The sequence below is a fragment of the Lactobacillus sp. ESL0703 genome (assembly GCF_029433435.1).
In the GTDB taxonomy this organism is placed as follows: domain Bacteria; phylum Bacillota; class Bacilli; order Lactobacillales; family Lactobacillaceae; genus Lactobacillus.
This window is the reverse complement of sequence record NZ_JAQTIB010000002.1, coordinates 1-20,701: the sequence shown is the minus strand read 5'-3', so window position 1 is coordinate 20,701 and position 20,701 is coordinate 1. Positions and strand designations below refer to the sequence as shown.

21 protein-coding genes and 1 tRNA gene are annotated in these 20,701 nt (G+C 38.1%); 15 read left to right on the top strand and 7 right to left on the bottom strand.

All coding sequences use genetic code 11. The features are described from left to right. Positions 1–21: 21 nt before the first annotated feature. A complete protein-coding gene (locus PT278_RS02645) occupies positions 22–723 on the bottom strand; it encodes an MgtC/SapB family protein (RefSeq protein WP_277130002.1) in 702 nt (233 codons plus the stop codon). Positions 724–891: 168 nt separating this feature from the next. Between PT278_RS02645 and PT278_RS02640 the strand changes: the two genes are divergently transcribed. From PT278_RS02640 to PT278_RS02630, 3 genes are all read left to right on the top strand, one after another. After that, a tRNA-Thr gene (locus PT278_RS02640) sits at positions 892–964 on the top strand. 366 nt (positions 965–1,330) lie between these two features. After that, a complete protein-coding gene (locus PT278_RS02635) occupies positions 1,331–1,570 on the top strand; it encodes a hypothetical protein (protein ID WP_277130000.1) in 240 nt (79 codons plus the stop codon). A 99-nt stretch (positions 1,571–1,669) separates the two neighbouring features. Then, positions 1,670–2,236, top strand: a complete 567-nt coding sequence (locus PT278_RS02630; protein ID WP_277129998.1) for a DUF6287 domain-containing protein — start codon at positions 1,670–1,672, stop codon at positions 2,234–2,236. Positions 2,237–2,829: 593 nt separating this feature from the next. Here the strand turns inward: PT278_RS02630 and PT278_RS02625 are convergent. Then, positions 2,830–3,372: a TetR/AcrR family transcriptional regulator gene (locus tag PT278_RS02625; protein ID WP_277129997.1), complete on the bottom strand. Its 543-nt coding sequence runs from the start codon at positions 3,370–3,372 to the stop codon at positions 2,830–2,832. A 119-nt stretch (positions 3,373–3,491) separates the two neighbouring features. On the opposite strand from PT278_RS02625, the gene PT278_RS02620 reads away from it, so the two are divergent. Beyond that, positions 3,492–4,448 (top strand): NAD(P)-dependent alcohol dehydrogenase, encoded by a 957-nt coding sequence (locus PT278_RS02620; protein ID WP_277129995.1) that lies wholly within the window; start codon positions 3,492–3,494, stop codon positions 4,446–4,448. A gap of 188 nt (positions 4,449–4,636) precedes the next feature. On the opposite strand, the gene PT278_RS02615 is transcribed toward PT278_RS02620, so the two are convergent. Continuing rightward, on the bottom strand, positions 4,637–4,798 hold the full coding sequence (locus PT278_RS02615) for a hypothetical protein (protein ID WP_277129993.1): 162 nt from the start codon (positions 4,796–4,798) through the stop codon (positions 4,637–4,639). 268 nt (positions 4,799–5,066) lie between these two features. Between PT278_RS02615 and PT278_RS02610 the strand changes: the two genes are divergently transcribed. The 4 genes from PT278_RS02610 (at position 5,067) to PT278_RS02595 (ending at position 9,711) form a co-directional block, all read left to right on the top strand. Beyond that, complete coding sequence (locus PT278_RS02610; RefSeq protein WP_277129991.1) at positions 5,067–5,861, top strand: TraX family protein; 795 nt, start codon at positions 5,067–5,069, stop codon at positions 5,859–5,861. Between the two features lie 130 nt (positions 5,862–5,991). After that, complete coding sequence (locus PT278_RS02605; RefSeq protein WP_277129989.1) at positions 5,992–6,855, top strand: NAD(P)-dependent oxidoreductase; 864 nt, start codon at positions 5,992–5,994, stop codon at positions 6,853–6,855. 14 nt (positions 6,856–6,869) lie between these two features. Further along, the gene (locus tag PT278_RS02600; RefSeq protein WP_277129987.1) at positions 6,870–7,721 is read left to right on the top strand and encodes an aldo/keto reductase; all 852 of its coding nucleotides are present in this window, start codon (positions 6,870–6,872) and stop codon (positions 7,719–7,721) included. 130 nt (positions 7,722–7,851) lie between these two features. Then, the gene (locus PT278_RS02595) at positions 7,852–9,711 is read left to right on the top strand and encodes a cation:proton antiporter (RefSeq protein WP_277129986.1); all 1,860 of its coding nucleotides are present in this window, start codon (positions 7,852–7,854) and stop codon (positions 9,709–9,711) included. A 33-nt stretch (positions 9,712–9,744) separates the two neighbouring features. On the opposite strand, the gene PT278_RS02590 is transcribed toward PT278_RS02595, so the two are convergent. Further along, entirely contained in the window at positions 9,745–9,924 is a 180-nt protein-coding gene (locus PT278_RS02590; RefSeq protein ID WP_277129985.1) for a hypothetical protein, read from the bottom strand. Between the two features lie 184 nt (positions 9,925–10,108). Here PT278_RS02590 and PT278_RS02585 point away from each other — a divergent pair, with 184 nt between their 5' ends. From PT278_RS02585 to PT278_RS02575, 3 genes are read left to right on the top strand one after another with little or no spacing between them, the layout of a single operon-like run. Continuing rightward, positions 10,109–10,822: a YjjG family noncanonical pyrimidine nucleotidase gene (locus tag PT278_RS02585; protein WP_277129984.1), complete on the top strand. Its 714-nt coding sequence runs from the start codon at positions 10,109–10,111 to the stop codon at positions 10,820–10,822. A gap of 44 nt (positions 10,823–10,866) precedes the next feature. Further along, complete coding sequence (locus tag PT278_RS02580) at positions 10,867–11,727, top strand: aldo/keto reductase (protein WP_277129983.1); 861 nt, start codon at positions 10,867–10,869, stop codon at positions 11,725–11,727. Positions 11,728–11,752: 25 nt separating this feature from the next. Continuing rightward, positions 11,753–12,517, top strand: a complete 765-nt coding sequence (locus PT278_RS02575; RefSeq protein ID WP_277129982.1) for a pyrroline-5-carboxylate reductase dimerization domain-containing protein — start codon at positions 11,753–11,755, stop codon at positions 12,515–12,517. A 124-nt stretch (positions 12,518–12,641) separates the two neighbouring features. On the opposite strand, the gene PT278_RS02570 is transcribed toward PT278_RS02575, so the two are convergent. Then, positions 12,642–13,652, bottom strand: coding sequence for a D-2-hydroxyacid dehydrogenase (locus tag PT278_RS02570; RefSeq protein ID WP_277129981.1), 1,011 nt, complete (start codon positions 13,650–13,652; stop codon positions 12,642–12,644). Positions 13,653–13,791: 139 nt separating this feature from the next. Here PT278_RS02570 and PT278_RS02565 point away from each other — a divergent pair, with 139 nt between their 5' ends. The 3 genes from PT278_RS02565 to PT278_RS02555 all read left to right on the top strand — a co-directional run bounded on the left by PT278_RS02565 (position 13,792) and on the right by PT278_RS02555 (position 18,688). Continuing rightward, a complete protein-coding gene (locus PT278_RS02565) occupies positions 13,792–14,634 on the top strand; it encodes a fructosamine kinase family protein (protein WP_277129979.1) in 843 nt (280 codons plus the stop codon). Positions 14,635–14,677: 43 nt separating this feature from the next. Beyond that, a complete protein-coding gene (locus tag PT278_RS02560) occupies positions 14,678–15,505 on the top strand; it encodes an exodeoxyribonuclease III (protein ID WP_277129978.1) in 828 nt (275 codons plus the stop codon). A gap of 342 nt (positions 15,506–15,847) precedes the next feature. Further along, positions 15,848–18,688, top strand: coding sequence for a DEAD/DEAH box helicase (locus PT278_RS02555; RefSeq protein ID WP_277129977.1), 2,841 nt, complete (start codon positions 15,848–15,850; stop codon positions 18,686–18,688). Positions 18,689–18,730: 42 nt separating this feature from the next. Here the strand turns inward: PT278_RS02555 and PT278_RS02550 are convergent, their stop codons facing one another. Further along, positions 18,731–19,858: a serine hydrolase domain-containing protein gene (locus PT278_RS02550; RefSeq protein WP_277129976.1), complete on the bottom strand. Its 1,128-nt coding sequence runs from the start codon at positions 19,856–19,858 to the stop codon at positions 18,731–18,733. 181 nt (positions 19,859–20,039) lie between these two features. On the opposite strand from PT278_RS02550, the gene PT278_RS02545 reads away from it, so the two are divergent. Beyond that, complete coding sequence (locus PT278_RS02545; RefSeq protein WP_277129975.1) at positions 20,040–20,453, top strand: peptide deformylase; 414 nt, start codon at positions 20,040–20,042, stop codon at positions 20,451–20,453. 33 nt (positions 20,454–20,486) lie between these two features. Here PT278_RS02545 and PT278_RS02540 read toward each other — a convergent pair. Beyond that, positions 20,487–20,701: hypothetical protein (locus tag PT278_RS02540; RefSeq protein WP_277129974.1), on the bottom strand; the 215-nt coding region annotated here is incomplete at its 5' end.

The following is a 20,701-nucleotide window of genomic DNA, read 5'->3' as shown; positions in this document are numbered from 1 at the left end:
CTTAACTATTGCTTATAACTTTTATTTACCCATGCTTGAGTAACTGATCTGTTTGATATCAGGATATTTGCGCAAGGCCATGATGATATCATTCTCATCAATGTTGTTATTAATAATGCCGTCGACGAAAAAGATAATTCGCTCATCATTGACGGACAAGATTTTAACAGAAACATTTTCAACGTGGCTGGCCTTTAATTCGGCTTCGATTGTTTTCAAAATGTTGTGCTTATTGACGGCTTCAATCTGAATGTTGAAGCGAATATGCATGATGATTTTATCAATTAGGCTGTCATCATGGAACAGCATTTGGATGATGAAGAGAAATACTGTCAGGGTGATACCCAGGAAGTATAATCCCGAACCAATTGCCATTCCGATTGCGGCAGTTGCCCAAATTCCGGCAGCGGTTGTCAGACCAGAGACCTGTTGTTTTTTAATTAAAATTGTTCCGGCACCAATAAAGGAAATCCCAGAAACAATTTGTGCTGCGACCCGTGATGGGTCAACTGCCACATCATTAAGTCTTAGTAAATCGTAAAATCCATATTTGGAAATAATCATAAATAATGCCGACGAAAAAGCGACAACAATGTGGGTTCTGACCCCAGCGCTCTTTCGTTGAATTGCTCGTTCGTAACCGATTAAAGCTCCGCATAATGATGCCACAATGACCCTCATTAGCCATGGCAATTGCGAATTAATCGGTGTTAGGTTAGCCATCATATCACTCCGTTCGTAAACTATAATGACTAATTATACTCTTTCCGCTTAATATTGTGAAAATAACGATTAAGGGATAGTTATAATAAAAATCGAAAAAAAGTTAAAAAGCACTTGCGTAATTGCTGTAAATATGGTTTAATTAATATCGTTGTCAAGTAAGACAATGCTGACTTAGCTCAGTTGGCAGAGCACGTCATTAGTAATGATGAGGTCGGAGGTTCGAATCCTCTAGTCAGCATTTTTTAATGCAGTTTTTTAGAATTAACCTTGATTTATCAACGTTTTACGAAGATAAGTTAAGGTTATTTTTTATTAGTAAAAGTTATTTTGGAACCAAAAATGGCACCAAGGGATTAACTTGGTGCCAAGAATAGTTTTTTTGGGTTAGGATATATGTTGATATAGCGGGCTTTATGCCCGCTTTTTTGGTTCCAATAAAAAAGTGATCCATTGGGATCGCCACCGCGCGTTGTAAGCAGTCAACTTACAGGCACGTCTTTTTACACTGAAAACGTGTAAACTCTTCATCCGCTAATTATAACATGACTAGAATATTAAAGATTATCATTTGTGTGCATTAAGCTATCTAAGTGTTCAAAAAAGTATGAATGATATGTTGAAAAACATTTGTGATCAAGTAGGGATAGATAGTAACGGGTTAAATATCAGTATGTATACTTGTCGGCACACGGTAGCAACTAAGTTAGGTAATACTCCAGGAATGTCTTATCCGTGGGCAGCAAATCGCATGGGCCATACAGTCAAGATGTTTATGAAAACTTATGTACATGTTGATGAAGATAGAAATATTGAAATGTCAGATTTAGTTATGAATGAGGGTTAAATGTAATTTATTTTTAGATTTTGAATTACTCTTTTTATTAATGGAGTAGAATAAATTAAAGTAATGAATTAATTCATACATAAATTATAGGAGACTAATATGAAAAAGTATAAATTAATAAAATTATTGTTTAGCTTAATAGCATTTGTAGGAATGTTTAGTAATGCTTATCAAGTTAAAGCAGATTCTAGTATTCAGTCGTCTGCAACTGGAAAAATAAGTAAAAATAAAAAAATGAATTTCTCCCAGATTAAAAAGGGCAATTATGCTAGCTTGTTGGGTAAATGGAAAGAAGTTGGTGCTATGCATAATGCCTATGACGGTAAAGGGATAACATGGTATAAATTAAATCCTAAATATTTAGAAACTCTAAAGGTAACTAAACATAGAATTAAGTTAAATGCTGGGTATGTTGTTTTTCATGGCAATACTATGACCGATGAGAATAAGAAAAAGCGAAAGCTCAAATTTTCAAAGTATAGGAAGTCACTGGGAGCTGTTTCTGATGGTGCAATTTTATGGGAAATAGATTATTATCCCAAAAATGTTCCAATTTATGATGATAAATATCATAGAAAGCAACCTAAAGAGATAGATAATAAAAAAGATAGAATTGTAATTTCTTGTAGCAATATGGGATCAACAGCAGTTTTTCAACGGAATTAGTTAGCCACAAAATGTACCACACAGAATAGATAACATCCTTTTAAATATTGCTGTGATAATGTTAAAATATATAGTCCTCTAAGCTTCTAGTCGCATTTTTTAATGCAGTTTTTTAGAATTAACCTTGATTTATCAACGTTTTACGAAGATAAGTTAAGGTTATTTTTTATTAGTAAAAGTTATTTTGGAACCAAAAATGGCACCAAGGGATTAACTTGGTGCCAAGAATAGTTTTTTGGGTTAGGATATATGTTGATATAGCGGGCTTTATGCCCGCTTTTTTTTGGTTCCAAAAAAAGCTTTAAGCGTAAATAAATATAATTTGCTAGTTAAGTTTAAAGCACAAAATTTTTAGTTTCCTGTGCTATAATGAAAGCAAAGAAAAAGCCCTACTGTAATAGGACTTCTTTTGAACAAACAGCACCCGCTTCAAAGGCGGTGGCTATTATATTTTTGCTAAGAAGCCGTCATATAACTAGCTGAAGTTAATCGAGGCGGCTTTTTGAATGCAATTATTTTTTGTGATTGTCGATATAATCGAGCAACTTAGATTTTTCTAAGCTGCTTTTTTGGTTGTATTTAAGAGTATAAAATTAAAGATTTATCTGTGAAATGCCATGTAAGTATAGATCATTAATCAAAGTGAACAATTGTTTAGCAGAGATATCCTTGTTTCGTTTCAGCCAGAATTGAAACAGAGACAGAGATGTATTAATGTGAAATTCGACCAAATAGTCATCTAATTCAGTATTTGTATGATCTTTATTTGGAAATTTAATTTCACTTTTAAGCCGCTCTAAAAAATCAAAACTACCATATTTACCCAATAAAGCTTTTAGATAAATTTCTTTTTCTGTAAAAAATTCTAAAAGGTAGTTTTCAAAATGATGATTGTCTGTTTCTTTTGGTATCAAGATGATTTTTTGTGAGATATATTTAATTACATCATCTTGAATGTATTCAAGTAGCTCATAGATATCTGAAAAATATTGATAAAATGTGCTTCGATTGTAGCCAGCTAAATTACATATTTCTTTGACTGTGATTTTTTGAAGAGGTTTGCGACTATATAATTCGCAAAAAACATTAATGACTTTTGCTTTGGTTTGATTAGCTTTTGATGCTTTCTGGGGCATAAAGTACTCCTTAAAATCCAACATATTTATAAAAATTGTTTGTTGATACAGAAAATGGTCTGTGTAATATTAATTATAAAACAACATAGTGTTGGATTTTATTAAGGAGAATATAATTTATGAAGGCTGTAGCTTATTATAAAAATGTTTTATCAGTTATTGAAACAGATAAGCCTGTTCCTAAAGATAATGAAGTACTTGTCAAAGTGATAGCGACCACGCTAAATATTTTGGATTACAATCGTTTTGAAAAAAGGCTACCAATAAAAGCTGCTACGCAAAATAATAAGGGAAAAATCTTAGGAGTTGAATTATCAGGAGTAGTTGTTTCATGTGGTAAAAATATGGCTAACTTCAAAATAGGTGATGAGGTTTATGGTAAAACTTCTGGGGTAATTCCTACAGGAGCCTGGGCTGAATATGCGATTTTAGATAAAGATAATGTTTATTTTAAGCCTAAAGAATTAACTTTTGAGCAGGCTGCAGCAATTCCATCGTCGTTTTCAACTGCCCTAGGTGCTATTAGAAGAACAGAAATTTTACCTGGGCAAAATGTTTTAGTCTATGGTGCATCTGGTGGTGTAGGACAATATATTGTCCAGATAGCTCAAGCTCAAGGCGGCATAGTTACTGGTGTTTGTAGTACAAGGAATGTAAAAATGGCACATAAAATTGGTGCTAAATATGTAATAGATTATAAAACTGAGGACTTTACTCAAGTTAAGCGAAAATTTGATGTTGTTTTTGGAATAAATGGCTGTAATCCTACAAAAAAGTATAAAAAAGTCATGAAATCTAAAAGTACATATGTCGGTGTAGGAAATACGCAGCAAGGAATATTGGCGATGATAAGTTCCTTATTTAATGTCTTTACCTCTAAAAAGGTTTCGTTTTATACCGAACCATTAATGCCAGTGAAAGATTATTTACCGTATGCTAATGAGCTGGTAAAACAAGGAGAATTAACACCGTTTATTGATAAAGTCTATGCGATTGAAAATATTGCCGAGGCAATCAAATATGTTATTACTAGGCATGTTCAGGGGAAAGTTGTGATAGATGTAGATTTTGATTAGGGTTAATTAATGCAATCCATTAACCAAAATTTCAGTAAAATTGAATATCAATTTTAAACATGCTAGAATATGATTATAAATAAAAAGAAGCCCCATTGGTCGTAGGACTTCTTAACATGAGTTTCCGCATTAAGCGGTGACTTAACGATATTTGAACTAATAACCGGTAGTCTCTCAAACTAGAGCGGTTATTTTTTTGCCTTAAATTTTTTGAAGACAGCCTTCAGTCCAGTACAAGCATTAACTAAGTTGGTAGTTTCAGTAATTAGCAGACATAACTGCTCAACTACTATTGCCAATACCAAGATAATTACTGCAATGGCTGAACCAAAGGCAATAACAGTATCCACGTGGGTACTTGACTAATCCTTTCTGCAAAATTCTAGGAGTTACAGTTGTTACACCATAAGCACCACTTCCTCAGTTTAGAAATTAATCACCGCTAGCTAGTCTCTCATGTTCACTAACATTATGGCAAACCTAGAATTAAAGAAATAGCTATCAAAGCAGTCAATTATTAATAGTTTGTGACTAATTCACATTCCAAGCCTGATATTTGGGTCATCTGGCTAGCTATGGTAAACTTTAGCAGCTATGTATTAGGAAAAGGAGAACAATATGCAGATTGCTAAAAAAGTACGAGGTTTAACTACTTTTGACTTGAAAATAATCGGAATTATTTTAATGGTAGTTGATCATTTTCACCAGATGTTTTATCCACTGGGCGCACCGAATTGGCTGGACTGGTTCGGTCGACCAGTCGCCACTATTTTCTTTTTTACTAGTGTAGTTGGCTTTAGCCACACGCATGATAAGAAGAAATATATGGAACGGCTGTATATTTCAATGGTGTTGATGGCGCTGTTCACAGCAATTTTGGAAAAAACAGTCCACTTTGAGCAAGTAGTGTTAATCAATAACATTTTCCGTGATTTGTTTATTGGAACAATGTTTATGACTGGTATCGATCAGTTTGCGGCTGCTAAAAATGGCAACAAGGCAAAACATATTAGTTTAGGAATTTTATGGTTTGCCTTACCGTTTATTTTCTCAGTGATTACAACACTTCTTGTTGGTGCAGCTGGCCTGCCATTAATAATTAAGCAAATTGCCCTGGGCATTTTTCCAGCAATTCTCTTAGCCGAAAATAATGTTATGGTTTTGTTAATTCCGCTGCTATATTTATTCAGAAACAACAAAAAAATTCAATGTCTGCTGATTGCAATAACCGCGCTACTTTATGGTTTAACTGGTTCAACTCAGTGGATGATGATTTTTGCAATTATTCCGATCTGGTTTTATAACGGTCAAAAGGGTCCGGGCATGAAGTATTTCTTTTATATTTTCTATCCGGCACATATTGCCTTGCTGTATTGCTTAGCTGCATTCTTGTACAAGGTAATTATCAAATAAGATTGAGGGGCACTTCTTCAAGGAAGTACCTTTTTTATTTGTAATTAATTCGGATGGTTAAAAATTAATTATAAAGTGCTATTATAGAGTGAAACTATTGATTATTTGATGATTTAAGGAAGGAATTATCATGAAAATTGGCTTTATCGGAACAGGTGTGATGGGCAATGCGATTTGTCTTAATTTGCTAAAAGCGGGTTATAAGTTATGGGTCTATAATCGCACTAAGTCCAAGACAGATAATTTGGTGGCTGAAGGTGCTACTTGGTGTGCTAATCCTAAGGCGGTTACGGATGCGACCGATGTGATTTTCACGATGGTTGGCTTTCCGCGGGATGTTGAGCAAATTTATTTTGGCACTGACGGTATTTTAACAACTGATGTTCAGGGCAAGATCATCGTTGACATGACAACTTCTAAGCCTAAGTTAGCGGAGAAGATTTACGCTGCAGGTGAAGAACAGGGTGCGCAAGTTTTGGATGCACCAGTTTCTGGTGGTGACTTAGGTGCTAAAAATGGCACGTTGACTGTCATGGTTGGCGGCGACAAGGAAGCCTTTACGACCTTAAAGCCAGTTTTTGAAGCAATCAGCAGTATGGCGCAATATTTTGGTCCAGCAGGTGCTGGTCAAAACACTAAAATGGCCAACCAGATTATGATTGCCGGAACAATGACGGGGATGACTGAAATGCTGGTTTACGCGCAAAAGGCGGGGCTAGATTTGCCGGCAGTAGTCAAAACAGTTGGCGGCGGTAGTGCTGCTAACTGGAGCTTAAGCAACTATGCGCCAAGAGTTTTAAAAGGTGATTATACTCCCGGATTTTTTAGCAAACATTTCTTAAAGGATTTGCGGATTGCGCTCGACACAGCTCAAGAAATGGATGTTGAGCTGCCGGCAACGGAAAAAGCTAAGGAACTCTATGAAATCTTGGTTGATGAAAAAGACTTGGGTGATTTAGGCACGCAAGGACTAATTAAACTGTGGTGGGAATAAACTAGGAGAATTTAATGAAACAAGTAAAAATTAATGGCCGCATGGTACCGGCAATTGGCATTGGTACTTGGCACATGGGTAGTGATCCGGCTAAGCAGCAAGCAGAAACAGCCGCAATTCAAGCTGGAATTGAAGCAGGTGCTAAGTTAATCGATACCGCGGAAATTTACGGTAAAGGTGCATCTGAAACCTTAGTGGGTCAAGCAATTAAGCCGTACAAACGTGAGGAATTGTTTGTCGTTTCAAAAGTTTGGCCGGAAAATGCGACGAAAAAGGACTTGGAGAAGCACTTAGATGCTAGTTTAGGTCGTCTCAATACGGATTATTTGGATATGTACTTACTTCACTGGCGCGATCAGGTGCCACTAGAGGAATCAATTGCTGAATTGGATCGAATGCGTGAAAAGGGCAAGATTAAGTCTTGGGGTGTTTCTAATTTTGATGTGGCAGATTTAGAAGAAGTCGAGGCGCTTCCTGCCGGTCATAATTTAGCAGCAAACGAAGACCTCTATAATCTGAATGCTCGTGGGTTAGATTTTGATTTGATTCCGTGGCAAAAAGAACGTGACATACCGCTGCTTGCTTATAGTCCAGTTGGCGGCTTAGACAACAACTTGCATACCGATATGCTGACTAATCCAGTAATTAAACAAATTGCTGATGAGCATAACGCCTCAGTTTATCAAGTGTTACTTAGCTGGACAATTCGTGACGGAATAACGATTGCGATTCCGCAAACGGCTAATGCAGATCACATGAAGGACAATATTGCGGCTGCTGATTTGGAACTAACTGCTGCTGACCTAGCGGCAATTGATGAGCAATATCCTAAGCCAACGCACAAGATACCACTTGATTTGGATTAAGCACTAAAGAACTCAATTTGAGTTCTTTTTTTATACAGCTTTTCATAAATGTATACGATTTTTTGCGTTACCTAGTATATATTTTGGTAAAATGAATAAGTTGAACAAATTTTATTGGGGGAGTAAATTAATGGATTTATCGCTTGTTATTGTGTCTGTGGCTGCTTTTTTGACACCGACGCTATTAGCGCGGTTTAAAGTATCACTAATACCAACAACCGTTGCGGAAATTATTGTCGGTGTGATTCTAGGCAAAAGCTGCTTTAACATTATTCATATTAATTCTGTTTTGAATACTTTGAGTACACTGGGCACGATTATGCTGCTGTTTTTGAGTGGGATGGAAATCGATTTTTCACTATTTAAAAAGAGTAAGCCGATGACAGAATTAGCTACTAAAAAAGCACAAAATAAAACCAAAGAAACACCGCTAAAAATCGCAATTATCGCTTATTCACTGACAATTGTCGTATCAGTTGTTTTAGGAATCTTATTTAAAGTTTGTGGACTATTTTCAGATGTCTTTTTGTCAGTAATCTTGTTTGCGACCGTTTCGCTCGGCGTTATGATTAGCATTTTGAAAGAAAATAATTTGCTGGGGCAATCGTATGGGCAAACTTTACTGCTATTTGGGGTGTTAGGTGAAATTATTCCGCTGCTTGGCTTAACTATCTATTCCTCAATTAAAAGTGGTAATGGCGGCACATTATGGTTGATTTCGCTTGTCTTTTTGGCTGCGGCTTACTTACTAGCACGGTTTCGTAATTTCTTTAATGTGTTTGGCAAATTAACTAAGTCGACTACCCAGCTTGATATGCGGTTTGCCTTTTTGGTAATTGTTATCTTGGTTGTTCTGGCGACATCAGTCGGCGCCGAAAACATTTTGGGAGCATTCTTAGCAGGGATTGTCATTAAATTGCTGGAACCTGAAGAAGCAACTGAAGAAAAGTTAAACGCGATTGGTTATGGCTTCTTAATTCCGTTTTTCTTTATTTTGACAGGTGTGAAGTTGGACTTGGTTTCGCTACTTAGCTCAAGAGCGACCTTAACCTTAATTCCTTTGCTGTTATTGGCATTCTTGGTAGCTAAAATGCCAGCTTATTATAGTTTTAAACGGCTATTTTCTAAGCAGAACGCCTTAGCAGGTACCTTTTTGGTTGAAACAACAATGACCTTGGTTATTTCAGGTGTAGCGATTGCGCAAAACATTCATGCATTAAATAGCCAGCAAGGTGGTGCCTTAACTTTGGCGGCGGTATTAACGTGCTTAATTGGACCAATGCTCTTTAAAAAGCTGTACCAGCCTAAAGACGAAAAGCTACCCAAGACAACCGTTCATATTATTGGTACGACAGTTACTTCTGTTGCCACCTGCCACCAATTACCACATGATTGGTATGACACGAGTTTATATACGCAACATCAAGAAAGCTATGAAACTTATAAAAATTCAGCACCAGTAACGCTGCTTGAGACGATGGAACCAGCTGATTTAATTAAACAGGGAATTTTTGATACCGATATTCTGGTAATTACGGATATCCATTCCAAGATTAACTATAATTTGGCGTTGGCCGCGAAAAAGTACGGTGTTGAACGTGTTCTCGTAAGAATGGATGATCCCGATCCTGATGAAGCTGATGCGATGGAGAAGGAACTAAGTAATTTGAAGATTGAATACTTTAATACCTTTGATACAGGTGTTGGTGTCTTTCGCACCGCGATTGAATCGCCAGAAGTTTTGCGCTTTATTACTTCATCAACGTCAAGTTTGTTTGAAGTAACAATGACTAATACTCGTTTTAACGGCGGTTTGATATCAGATTTGCCTGAAATTAATGAAGTCGTAATTAGTAAGATTGTTCGTCATGGTAAGTTCGTTGATCCGCGTGATGATCTGCGATTGCAGCTTGGCGATCATTTGATTATGGCGGGACCACGTGAGGTGGTTTCGCGACTGCGATTGCTACTTGATAATCAGTTAGGATAAATAAAAAAGCAGCTCATAATTGAGCTGCTATTTTTAGATGATTGCAAATACAAGACTGATAACTGCCGCTAGAATAACTAGTGGTAGTAACAAATGAATGAAGAAGACAAAGATAATGCCGCAGGCTAATAGGAAGAAACAAATTTTAAATACTTCAGCACCCAGCTTTAGTAAAAGCCAAGTTATTAAAAAGATCAGTAAAAGTGTCAGCATAATTAATTCCTCCAATTAAATTAAGAATTATTATAGCCGGTTTGCATAAAAGAGTGCAGAAAAAGGATTAACTTTAAAAATAGTTAAGCAACTACTTTTTGCATTGAAGATTGTTATAATATTCTTTTAGACATTTTGGGTTAATTGTTATTCCCCAGGAAATAATATGAAAGGATAGTGGCATTTGAAATATCAACAAATAATTTTTGACGTTGATGATACGTTAATTGATTCAGCTGCTACTGAGAAATTTTCACTGCAGCAACTTTTTGCTGCACATCATTGGCAGCTGACACCAGCATTGCAGCAGAATTATCATCGTTATAATCAAGAATTGTGGCGCCAACTTGAATTAGGTGAAATTACTTATGAAGAGTTAAGTGAGACAACTTTTCGTCATTTTCTCAAGGAAAATCTGGATTTAGAAGTTGATGGCTTAGAAATTATGAGGGAGTATCGGTCATATTTTAGTAAGGCACATCAGCTTTTGCCAGGAGTTGAAAGTACGCTCAAGCTCGCACGCCAACTAGGTTATCAGTTAACAATTTTGAGTAATGGTGAGCGACTAATTCAGAATCAACGCTTGGAGCTTGCCGGTATTAAAAAGTATTTTAATTTGATTATTACTTCACAAGAAGCAGGCGTTTCTAAGCCGGATGAACAAATTTTTGATTACTTTTTTGCTCGAACAAAGATTCCTCCTGAGAAGACAATTTTCTTTGGTGATGGTCTGCAGTCAGACATCTTGGGTGCTGAAAAGTATGGCTTTGACAGTGTTTGGTACAATCATCGTCATCGGTTAAATACCCTTAATTTACATCCGCTTTTTGAAGTTGATAGTTACCAAAAGTTCGCTGAACTATTGCGAAATAACTTTATTAATTTTGTAACAAACTAAGTGCTGGGGTTTGGTATAATAAAAATGAAAGAGAGGTCAAGCTTATGAATAATATTAATTCGTTAACCGATACTTATGAATTGAATAATGGTGTGAAGATTCCTGCTGTTGGCTTCGGTACGTGGCAGACTCCTGATGGTGAAGTTGCGCAAAATTCTGTGATGGCCGCAATTAATGCAGGATATCGTTTAATTGATACTGCTGCAGCTTATGGCAATGAGGAAAGTGTGGGCAAGGGTATTAGCAAGAGCGGCATTAATCGTTATGATTTGTTTGTTGCGACTAAATTGTGGAATACCGATCATGGTTATAAGAAAACTGCAGCCGCAATTGATACCAGCTTAGAAAAATTAGGCCTGGATTATCTTGATTTGTACTTAATTCATTGGCCTAATCCAGCTGCCATGCGCGATCACTGGGCTGAATTAAACGCTGAAAGTTGGCGGGCGATGGAAGATGCCTTGAAAGCCGGTAAAATTCGGGCAATAGGGGTTTCTAATTTTAGAAGACACCATCTTGATGAGTTGTTAAAGACTGCGGGTATTCGACCAGCCGTCAACCAAATTTATTTAAATCCAAGTGATATGCAAAAAGACGTAACTGCTTATAATGATGAATTAGGAATTTTGAATGAGGCATACAGTCCTTTAGGAACTGGTGGTTTACTCGCAAATGAGATAGTTACTGAGATTGCTGGCCATTATGGTAAGAGTCCTGCCCAATTATTGTTGCGCTGGTCAATCCAACATAATTTCTTGCCGCTGCCTAAGTCGGTTCATCCAAAGTATATTGCTGCTAATGCGCAAATTTTTGACTTTTCAATTAGCGACCAAGATATGTTGGAATTAGATGGACTACATGGTGCTGCACAAGTTGCTAAGGATCCAGATAAGACAGATTTTTAATAATATAAGAAAAGAGTAATAGCAAATGAAGATAGGATTTATTGGGACTGGGAAAATTGGCTCATCAATTATTTTAGGCTTATTACAAGCGGATATTGCGGGAAAAGATATCTATGTCTTCGATGGGGGACACAAGTCTGCCCAAAAGATTGCTGCTGAAAAGGGTCTACATTTAGTTAATGATTATGCGGAATTTAATGATTGTACCGCGGTAATTGTTGCAGTTGGCGGGCCAGTGATTAATACAATTTTACAAAAATTGGGTCAAACTTATCACGGTATTATGATGTCGACGGGTGGCGGTGACTTAGTAAAAGTTAACCAAGAAGCGGCTTCTGATACATCATTTGCGAAAATAGTACCTAATACTCCTGTTCAAATTGGCGAGGGCATTACGGCTGTCAGCTTCATTCCTGATGAAAAAGAAGGGGTCATTAAGACCACCAAGGAGATTTTGGGCAAGCTTGGTGATGTCTACGTTGTTCCCGAAAATCTTTTGGGAATATACGGAACGGTTGCTGGCTGTGCACCTGCTTATGTTGACTTAATGATTGAAGCACTGAGTGATGCTGCTGTACAAAATGGTGTTAAGCGTGCCGAATCTTATCCAATAATTGAAAAGATGATTTTGGGAACGGCTAAGTTAGCATTGACTACTAAGAAGTTACCTGAGGAATTGAAGAATGAGGTAACTACCCCTGGTGGTACGACCATTAAGGGCGTTGTTAAGTTAGAGGAGACAGGCTTTAGAAATGCCTTAATTCAAGCGATTAACGCATCAGCTAACTAATTAAAAAGGCGAAATGTTTCATATGGAACATTTCGCCTTTTTTAACGAGACAAACAAAATAGGCATTGGGTGATTTTACCCAATGTCTATTTTTAGTTACATGTAAGAAAGGAATTACTATTAATTAAAATTCTTTGTCCAAATCAACGGGAGTATCAGGAGTTTCGCCGTTAATTAATTTCAAGTTGTTGTCGAAGGCTTTAACAACCATGTTGCGAACTGCATGAGTTGTATAGAAAGCAGTATGTGGTGTTACCAAAACATTTGGCCGTGCAATCAAATCTGCCAAGCGCTTATCAGGCAAGTCCTTGTCGCTAAAGTCGCTATTGAAAATACCAACTTCACTTTCGTAAGTATCCATGACAAAGCCAAAGATTTTACCTGAATCTAAGCCGCGAATAACGGCGTCAGTGTCGACTAATGGACCACGTGAGACGTTAATAATGACGACATCATCCTTCATCTTCTTGATTGAATCATCATTAATCATGTGGACATTCTCTGGGGTGTCAGGAACGTGCAATGAAATAACATCTGCTTGAGCATAGATGTCGTCAAGGGAATCAACATAGTAGCCTTGCTTTTCAAGTTCAGGATTTCTGTAAATATCGTAAGCAATGACTTTAGCGCCAAAGCCTTCCATAATCTTCATAAATACTTGACCAATATGGCCGGTACCGATGACACCGACAGTTTGGTCACGAACTTCACGTCCAATTGTTGGTGCCCAACGGAAATCATGCCGAGCAATCTTTTCATCCATTTGCTTATCTTGACGCAAAATTCGTGCAGCTTGAACAGCAGCATGTTCAGCGATCGCATCTGGGGAGTAGACAGGAACATTGGTTAATTTAAAGCCTAATGATTTAGCCTTTGGCAAGTCAATGTTATCAATTCCGACGTTACGCAGCGACCAGTTATGAATGCCTAATTTATCTAAGGCTTCAATTGTGTCTGCCTTGTAGTCTAATTGCTGATAAGTAACGACGCCATCGGCACCTTTGGCCAATTTAGCAGTTTCGGGAGTCAATAATTGATCGGTAAAATCAACATCAACGTCCTTGTGTGCGTTTTTCCATTCGGTAACGTATGGTTCTTCATCTTTTCGAATCGCATAAGCAAAAATCTTAGTCATAAATCTTAACCTCCATAAAATTAATATTATTGTCTCTTGTGTTATTATACACTTGTATCAGTACAATGGAATAATAAACTTGTGAAAAAATTAATTTTATTAATAATCGTTGAATTATCAGCATAATGGAGTAAATAAAATGATTATGACAAAAGAATGGCTCAGCCAATTACCGGTTAAAAATATCCTAGCTTGTAAAACTATTCACGGAGGTGATACAAATAAAGCTTATCAAATTAAGATACTAACCAGAGCTTATTTTATGAAGGTTCAGCCAAATAGTTCAGCTGCCTATTTTGACCATGAAGTGTCGGGACTAAAAGAAATCGCAAAAGCTGGAGTTAATACGTTAACGCCGCTTTTTCAGGGACAAATAAATGGTACGGCCTATCTAATTTTGAATTGGCTTGAGACTGATGTCGGTAGTCAGGCTGATTTAGGCAGGCAAGTTGCTAAGTTGCATCACTTTCATAATGACCGGTTCGGCTTTGGCGATCAATCGCAAAATCGCGTGATGATTAAGAATAATCAGTGGAATCAGAGTTGGGTGGATTTTTATATTAGGCAGCGGCTGGAGCCAGAAGTGGCAAGTGCGCAAAAATTGGGTTACTGGAATGATGAGCGTGAAGAACATTTCCGGCGAATGGTGGTGCAATTTACAGATTATTATGATCGCCATGAAGTAACGCCAAGCTTGTGTCATGGCGATTTGTGGTTTGGCAATGTTTTGTTTGCACGCGGCATGCCATACTTAATTGATCCGGATGTGATCTATGGCGATCGTGAGTTTGACCTGGCAATGACAACTGTGTTCGGCGGCTTTAGCAATCAGTTTTATCGTGCTTATTATGAAGAATATCCGCTTGATGAGGAACTTGCACAGCGGCTAAATTGGTATCGTTTCTATTACTTGTGCATGCACCTTTGCCTATTTGGTGAAAGTTATGGCAGTGCAGTTGATGAAATATTGAGTCATTTTTAAAAAACATTATAATAAGTGGGACAGATAAAATAAGGAGAATAAAATGATCTTAATTTCGTGGAATATTGACTCACTAAATGCAGCTCTGACAGGAACTTCCGCGCGGGCTGAAGAAACGCGGAAAGTTTTGGCTAAAATTCATGACGAAAATCCAGATGTGATTGCAATTCAGGAAACTAAATTGCGGGCGACTGGTCCGACCAAGAAGCATCAGGAAGTTTTGGCAGCGCAATTTCCTGAATACGATTATGTGTGGCGCTCATCTGAGGAACCTGCACGTAAGGGTTATGCCGGCACAATGTACTTGTACAAAAAGGATTTGACGCCTAAGATAACTTATCCAGAAATTGGCGCTCCTGAGCCAATGGATCATGAAGGTCGAATTATCACCTTGGAGTTTCCTGAAGTTTTTGTTACGCAGGTGTATACGCCTAATTCCGGTAGTGGTTTGAAGCGCCTAGGGGAGCGACAACTTTGGGATGAAAAATACGTTGCCTACTTACAGGAGTTAGATAAGAAGAAGCCGGTTTTGGCGAGTGGCGACTATAATGTTGCTCATACAGAAATTGACTTGAAGCATCCCGATAACAACCATCATTCTGCGGGCTTCACTGATGAAGAGCGGGTAGATTTTACTAAATTACTTGATGCTGGCTTTACCGATACTTTTAGAAAAGTCAATGGTAATGTTGAAGGCGTATATTCATGGTGGGCTCAACGAGTACGGACAGCTAAGGCCAATAATTCTGGCTGGCGCATCGACTACTGGCTTGCAAGCAACCGGATTGCTGACAAGGTGCAAAATTCAGAAATGATGGATACAGGTGCACGAGCAGACCATTGTCCAATCATAATAAATATAGACATATAGTATATATAACTAAAATTATATTAGGGTATAATTTTTGACTATATTAATATTAAAGAGTACACTTAACTAGACTTTCTGATGAGGGTCAATTTTTTAAGTGTTAGGGGGAAATTTATTATGTCATGGATTAACATCGTACAAAGCGCATTGAGTATGGCAAACGGTATTATTACTAACGTAAGTGACTTTTTTAACATCTTCCGTTAATTAGTACTAAGCTATATTAAAAAAGCAGTCAACTACTTGTAGTTGACTGCTTTTTTGTTCTACTATTTTTAATGCCAAATTTAAAAGGTGGGTTTCAACTTTTCTTTTGTGTAAAATTAACTTGAGGCGATATGAATGAACAAACCACTGCAAGATGCAATTTTGAATGGCTTATATGATGCCGATTATCCGGGGCATGAATTACTTAGTCCAAAATTGTTGAGAAATACAAAAACCGATAAAATTTGGCTGACTTTACGCCAAGAGCTATTGACGTGCCGTAATTTTACCTGGGCCGTCGCTTTTGTCACTCAAGATATGCTGGTGCCCTTTAAGGTAGTGATGGCTGACTTAGCAATTAAAGGTGTCAGCGGGACAATTATTACGGGTGACTATTTGGCATTTAATAATCCGCAAGTGTTCCGTGAATTAATGAAAATTCCTAATTTAACAGTTAAAATTGCCGCAAACAATGGCTTTCATGCCAAGGGTTACCTGTTTGACCATGATGAATGGCAGACATTAGTAATTGGCAGTGCTAACTTCACTAGAGCAGCCTTACTTAGTAATTATGAGTGGGCCTTAAAAGTTAGTTCGCGTGAAAATGCGGCCTTAACCAAGCAACTGGCCGCACAAATTCAGCAACTAGAAGAAACAAGTGTGTCGTTAACTGCAGAATGGCTTCAAGAATATGAGGCAAATTGGGTAAAACCTGTAAGCAGAGTATTGCCTAAGCCCAAAACAGCATCCCCAATTACCCCTAACCAAATGCAGACTGCTGCCTTAAAAGAACTAAAGGCGCTAGTTGACACTGGGCAAAAGCGCGGGTTAGTTGTTTCGGCAACAGGAACAGGAAAAACGTATCTTGGTGCCTTTGCCGTAAAGGATTTTGCACCACACAAGTTCTTATACGTTGTGCATCGCGAGCAGATTGCTAAAAAGGCCTTAGAAAGTTTTTACCAAGTAATTGGCGGTGAGCGTAGTAATTATGGCTTGTTAACTGGTCACAAGCATCAGCTTAACTGCCAGTATGTTTTTGCGACTGTGCAAACCCTGAGTCAGCCGGATATGCTTGCTAGTCTCTCTCAAGATGAATTTGATTATATTTTAATTGATGAAGCCCACCGGGCTGCTGCGCCTAGTTATCAGCGCGTGCTTGATTATTTCACGCCGCAATTTTGGCTGGGGATGACAGCAACGCCTGAGCGAATGGATGACCAGGATGTCTACCAACTGTTTGATTATAATTTGGCCTATGAGATTAGACTGCGGGATGCCTTAGAAGAAAAAATGCTGGCACCATTCCATTACGTTGGGGTGGAAGATTATGAGGTTGATGGCGAGAGCATTGATGAAACGACTAATTTGCGTAATTTGGTAGCACCTAAACGAGTTGACTATGTGTTAGAGCAGCTTAATTATTATGGTTATTGCGGGGCAAAAGCCCGCGGCTTAGTTTTTTGCAGCCGCCAGGAAGAAGCTCGCGAATTAGCCCAATTGTTTACTGCGCGTGGTCATTCAGCAGTTGCTTTGACTAATGAAGACAGCGAAGTTAGGCGGGCAGAAGTGGTTGCCCAGCTTGAAAGCGGCCAAATTGAATACATTGTAACTGTTGACCTGTTTAACGAGGGAATTGATATTCCTTCACTTAATCAGATTGTGATGCTACGTAATACCCAGTCGAGTATTGTCTTTATTCAGCAGTTAGGACGGGGACTAAGGAAGTATCCTGGGAAAGACTACGTTACGGTAATTGATTTTATCGGTAATTATAAAAATAATTATTTAATTCCGATTGCACTGAATCAAGACGCTAGCCGCAGTCAAGATAAGGCGCGAGAAGAGAGCACATTGCCGGGACTAATTGATGTGTCAACGATTAACTTCAGTCGGATTGCTTCGGATAAAATTTTGGCATCACTTGACCAGATTAAACTTGATAGCCTGAAGGAATTGCGACAGTCCTACAATGATTTGCAAGAAAAAATTGGCCGGCCGCCGATATTGTTTGATTTTTATCAGTATGGTTCAACTTCACCGCTGGTCTTTGCGAATAATCATAGTTTGCAGCACTACGGGCAGTTTTTAAGTAAAATGGGCGAGCCGGTTGAACTAAATAAGTATGAAAATGCAGTCTTATCATTTGTGACTAAGGCGTTGTTGAACGGCAAAAGGCCACACGAACTCTGTTTATTACAATTATTGCTGGCAAAAGGACAAGTCAGTCAGGACGAATATGAGCAGGAATTGCGTCAACATCATGCTTATGTCGATCGTGCGGTATTAACTTCGGTTGAGGCAATTTTGTCGCTATCCTTTTTCAATATTAAGCAAGGAAAAACCACCAAAAAGGCGCAGTATGGCGACCAAGCATTAATCGTGCACCCGAATTTATTGGATTATCGCTTGTCACCGCAATTGCAGCAGGCACTAGAAGCAAATGCGATGTTTAAGAAATTGTTCGTTGATGTGGTTAAGACTGGCTTAGCCCTTAACAAGCAGTATGATAACCAACAGCAATTTACGCTTTATCAGCAGTATGACCGTAAGGACGTTTGCCGTCTGCTTAATTGGCCCAAGGACGTGTCGGCGCCAATGTATGGTTATCGGGTAGATGAAAAAGAGACGCCAATCTTTATCACTTACCAAAAGGATTCGGCTGATAAGCGCAACGCGGTTTATGATAATACGCTAGAAGATGGTCGGAGTTTGCGCTGGTACACTCGTTCGCCGCGCCACCTTGATTCAGATGAAGTGCAGCGATTACTTAATTCACCGCAGATGAAGCTGCACTTGTTTGTGAAGAAGAGCGATGCAATCGGCAAGCAATTTTTCTATTTAGGTGAGGCCAATATTCAAAAGGAAACAGTGAAAGAGGAATTGCTGGGGCCGAAAAAGAAGGCAGCAGTAGGGATGAATCTATTATTGAAGCACCCGCTTGAAGCCAGAATGTACGAATTATTATTTGCGGAATAAAAAAGCTTCCATGTATATGGAAGCTTTTTTAGTTTGGTTAATTTATCTGGAAACAAATGTGTTTGGCTTAAGATGCTGCAAAATGGCATAACCAACGTCTTTTTCATCGTTTTCGTTGTCATCAGTTTGGTTAAGGAACATGACAATTCCGTTTTGATTATCGGTTGTTAATTGTACCCAAGTGCCGAAGTGATTACCGCTAAGACTGCCGTAAGCCAATTTTAACGAATCATTGTTTTTGAGGTACATGCCGCCGGAATAATCAGTTATCTTACTATTTAAGTGGGTGAGGTAATTGAAGTCGTCCTTATTGAGGATCGTACCGTCGGTTAAACCAACCTGAATCTTGTAATATTCTTCTGGCGTTGAGAATAGATTGCCGGCACCAGGAATTTGAGAAGCGAGGGACCGTTTAACATAAGAAGAATTTTGGTAATTTTTTCCGCCGTTGGAATAATATGAAATTGGATCGGTCATGCCACTGGGAATGTTTTGGTACAAGTAGGTGCTTTTAAGGCCGAGCTTGTTAACAATCCGATTCTGGAAGTTTGCTTCATAAGATTGACCGGTTAGTTGCCGGATAATGCCGACCAGCAGGATGTAGTTGGCATTATTGTACTTGTAAGTTCCAACTGGTGCCGAAGGTGAATTGTTAATCTTGTTAACGATCCAATTAACGGCGTTATTTTCGGAATAATTATAACCGCGGTTAATTTCGGTATTGGTGACGGTAATTCCGGAAGTATGAGTTAATAGGTTACCGACAGAAATTTGGTCGGCATTTTTCAGATTAGGGTACCAGCGAGAAATTTTGGTATATTGCGAAAAGGCATTGTCGGTATGTAAATTTTCGTTGATTAGCTGGATAATCATTGCGCCAGTGATTACTTTTTGCAGGGATGCGGTTGGATAAACAACGCTGTCGTCGCCATTGCCAATGCGTTTGCCGTACCAGGCATAACCATAACTGACTGTCTGCACCTGTCCGTTTTTGATGACGGCAACACTACCGCGCATGTGGTGCTGCTGCAGCGTATTTCTCACAAAAGTGTACATGTCATTTTGACTGCTAGTGCTAGACGCTGCTTCAGTTTGGACAGCGCTGGTAGCTAATGGTGCGGTTAAGCCCAAGGTTAGAGCTGCCGCTAATGTAATAATTTTATGTTTCAAAATTCAAATTTGCTCCTCTCGAAGATATAATTGTATTATAGAACGATTGTGTTAATAAACGTGTGCAAAACTATTAAAATTGTTTGACAATATTTCTTTTAATAGAATTTGACGATCAATTTGCGTTAGGGAAACTGATTTTAATTATATATTTTAATTATATATATGGAAGGAAAATGAAATGGCAGCTAAGAAAATCATTCGTGACACCTTATTTTTAAAGCAAAAAGCGGAACAAGCAACTAAAGAAGATTACCAAACTGCAATTGATCTGCGTGATACATTAATTGCTGAGCGTGAGTCGGCTGCCGGACTTGCAGCTAATATGATTGGCGTCAATAAAAAGATTATTGCCTTTTATATGGGAGATTTACCGATTGTGATGATTAATCCGCAGATAATTGCTAAAAGCGGGCGGTATTCAATAGAAGAAGGTTGTCTTTCCTTATTTGGTTTGCGGAAGACGGAACGTTATCAGTCAATAACGGTTGAATATCAGAATTTAAATTTCCAGATGCAGAAGCAAACTTTTAGCGGTTTTGTTGCAGAAACTATTCAACATGAAGTGGATCATTGTACAGGAATCCTGATTTAACCAAAAGCTTTTTGGACAATAAACGCTGATATATCAAGGATTAGTATTATTTTTTAAAAAAGTAGCAAAAAAAGCTTGCAAAAGAAGGAACAAGTTGGTAATATTAATAACTGTCGTCGGGCAAGAGAGCGAAAGGCTTGAGAGCAAGGCGGCGAAATAAAAACTAAGCGTAAGGGCTTGACAAGAGTTCGAAGGTTTAGTAAGATAATAAACGCTGCTGAGGGAGTTGAAAATTTCTTCAGGAGGGG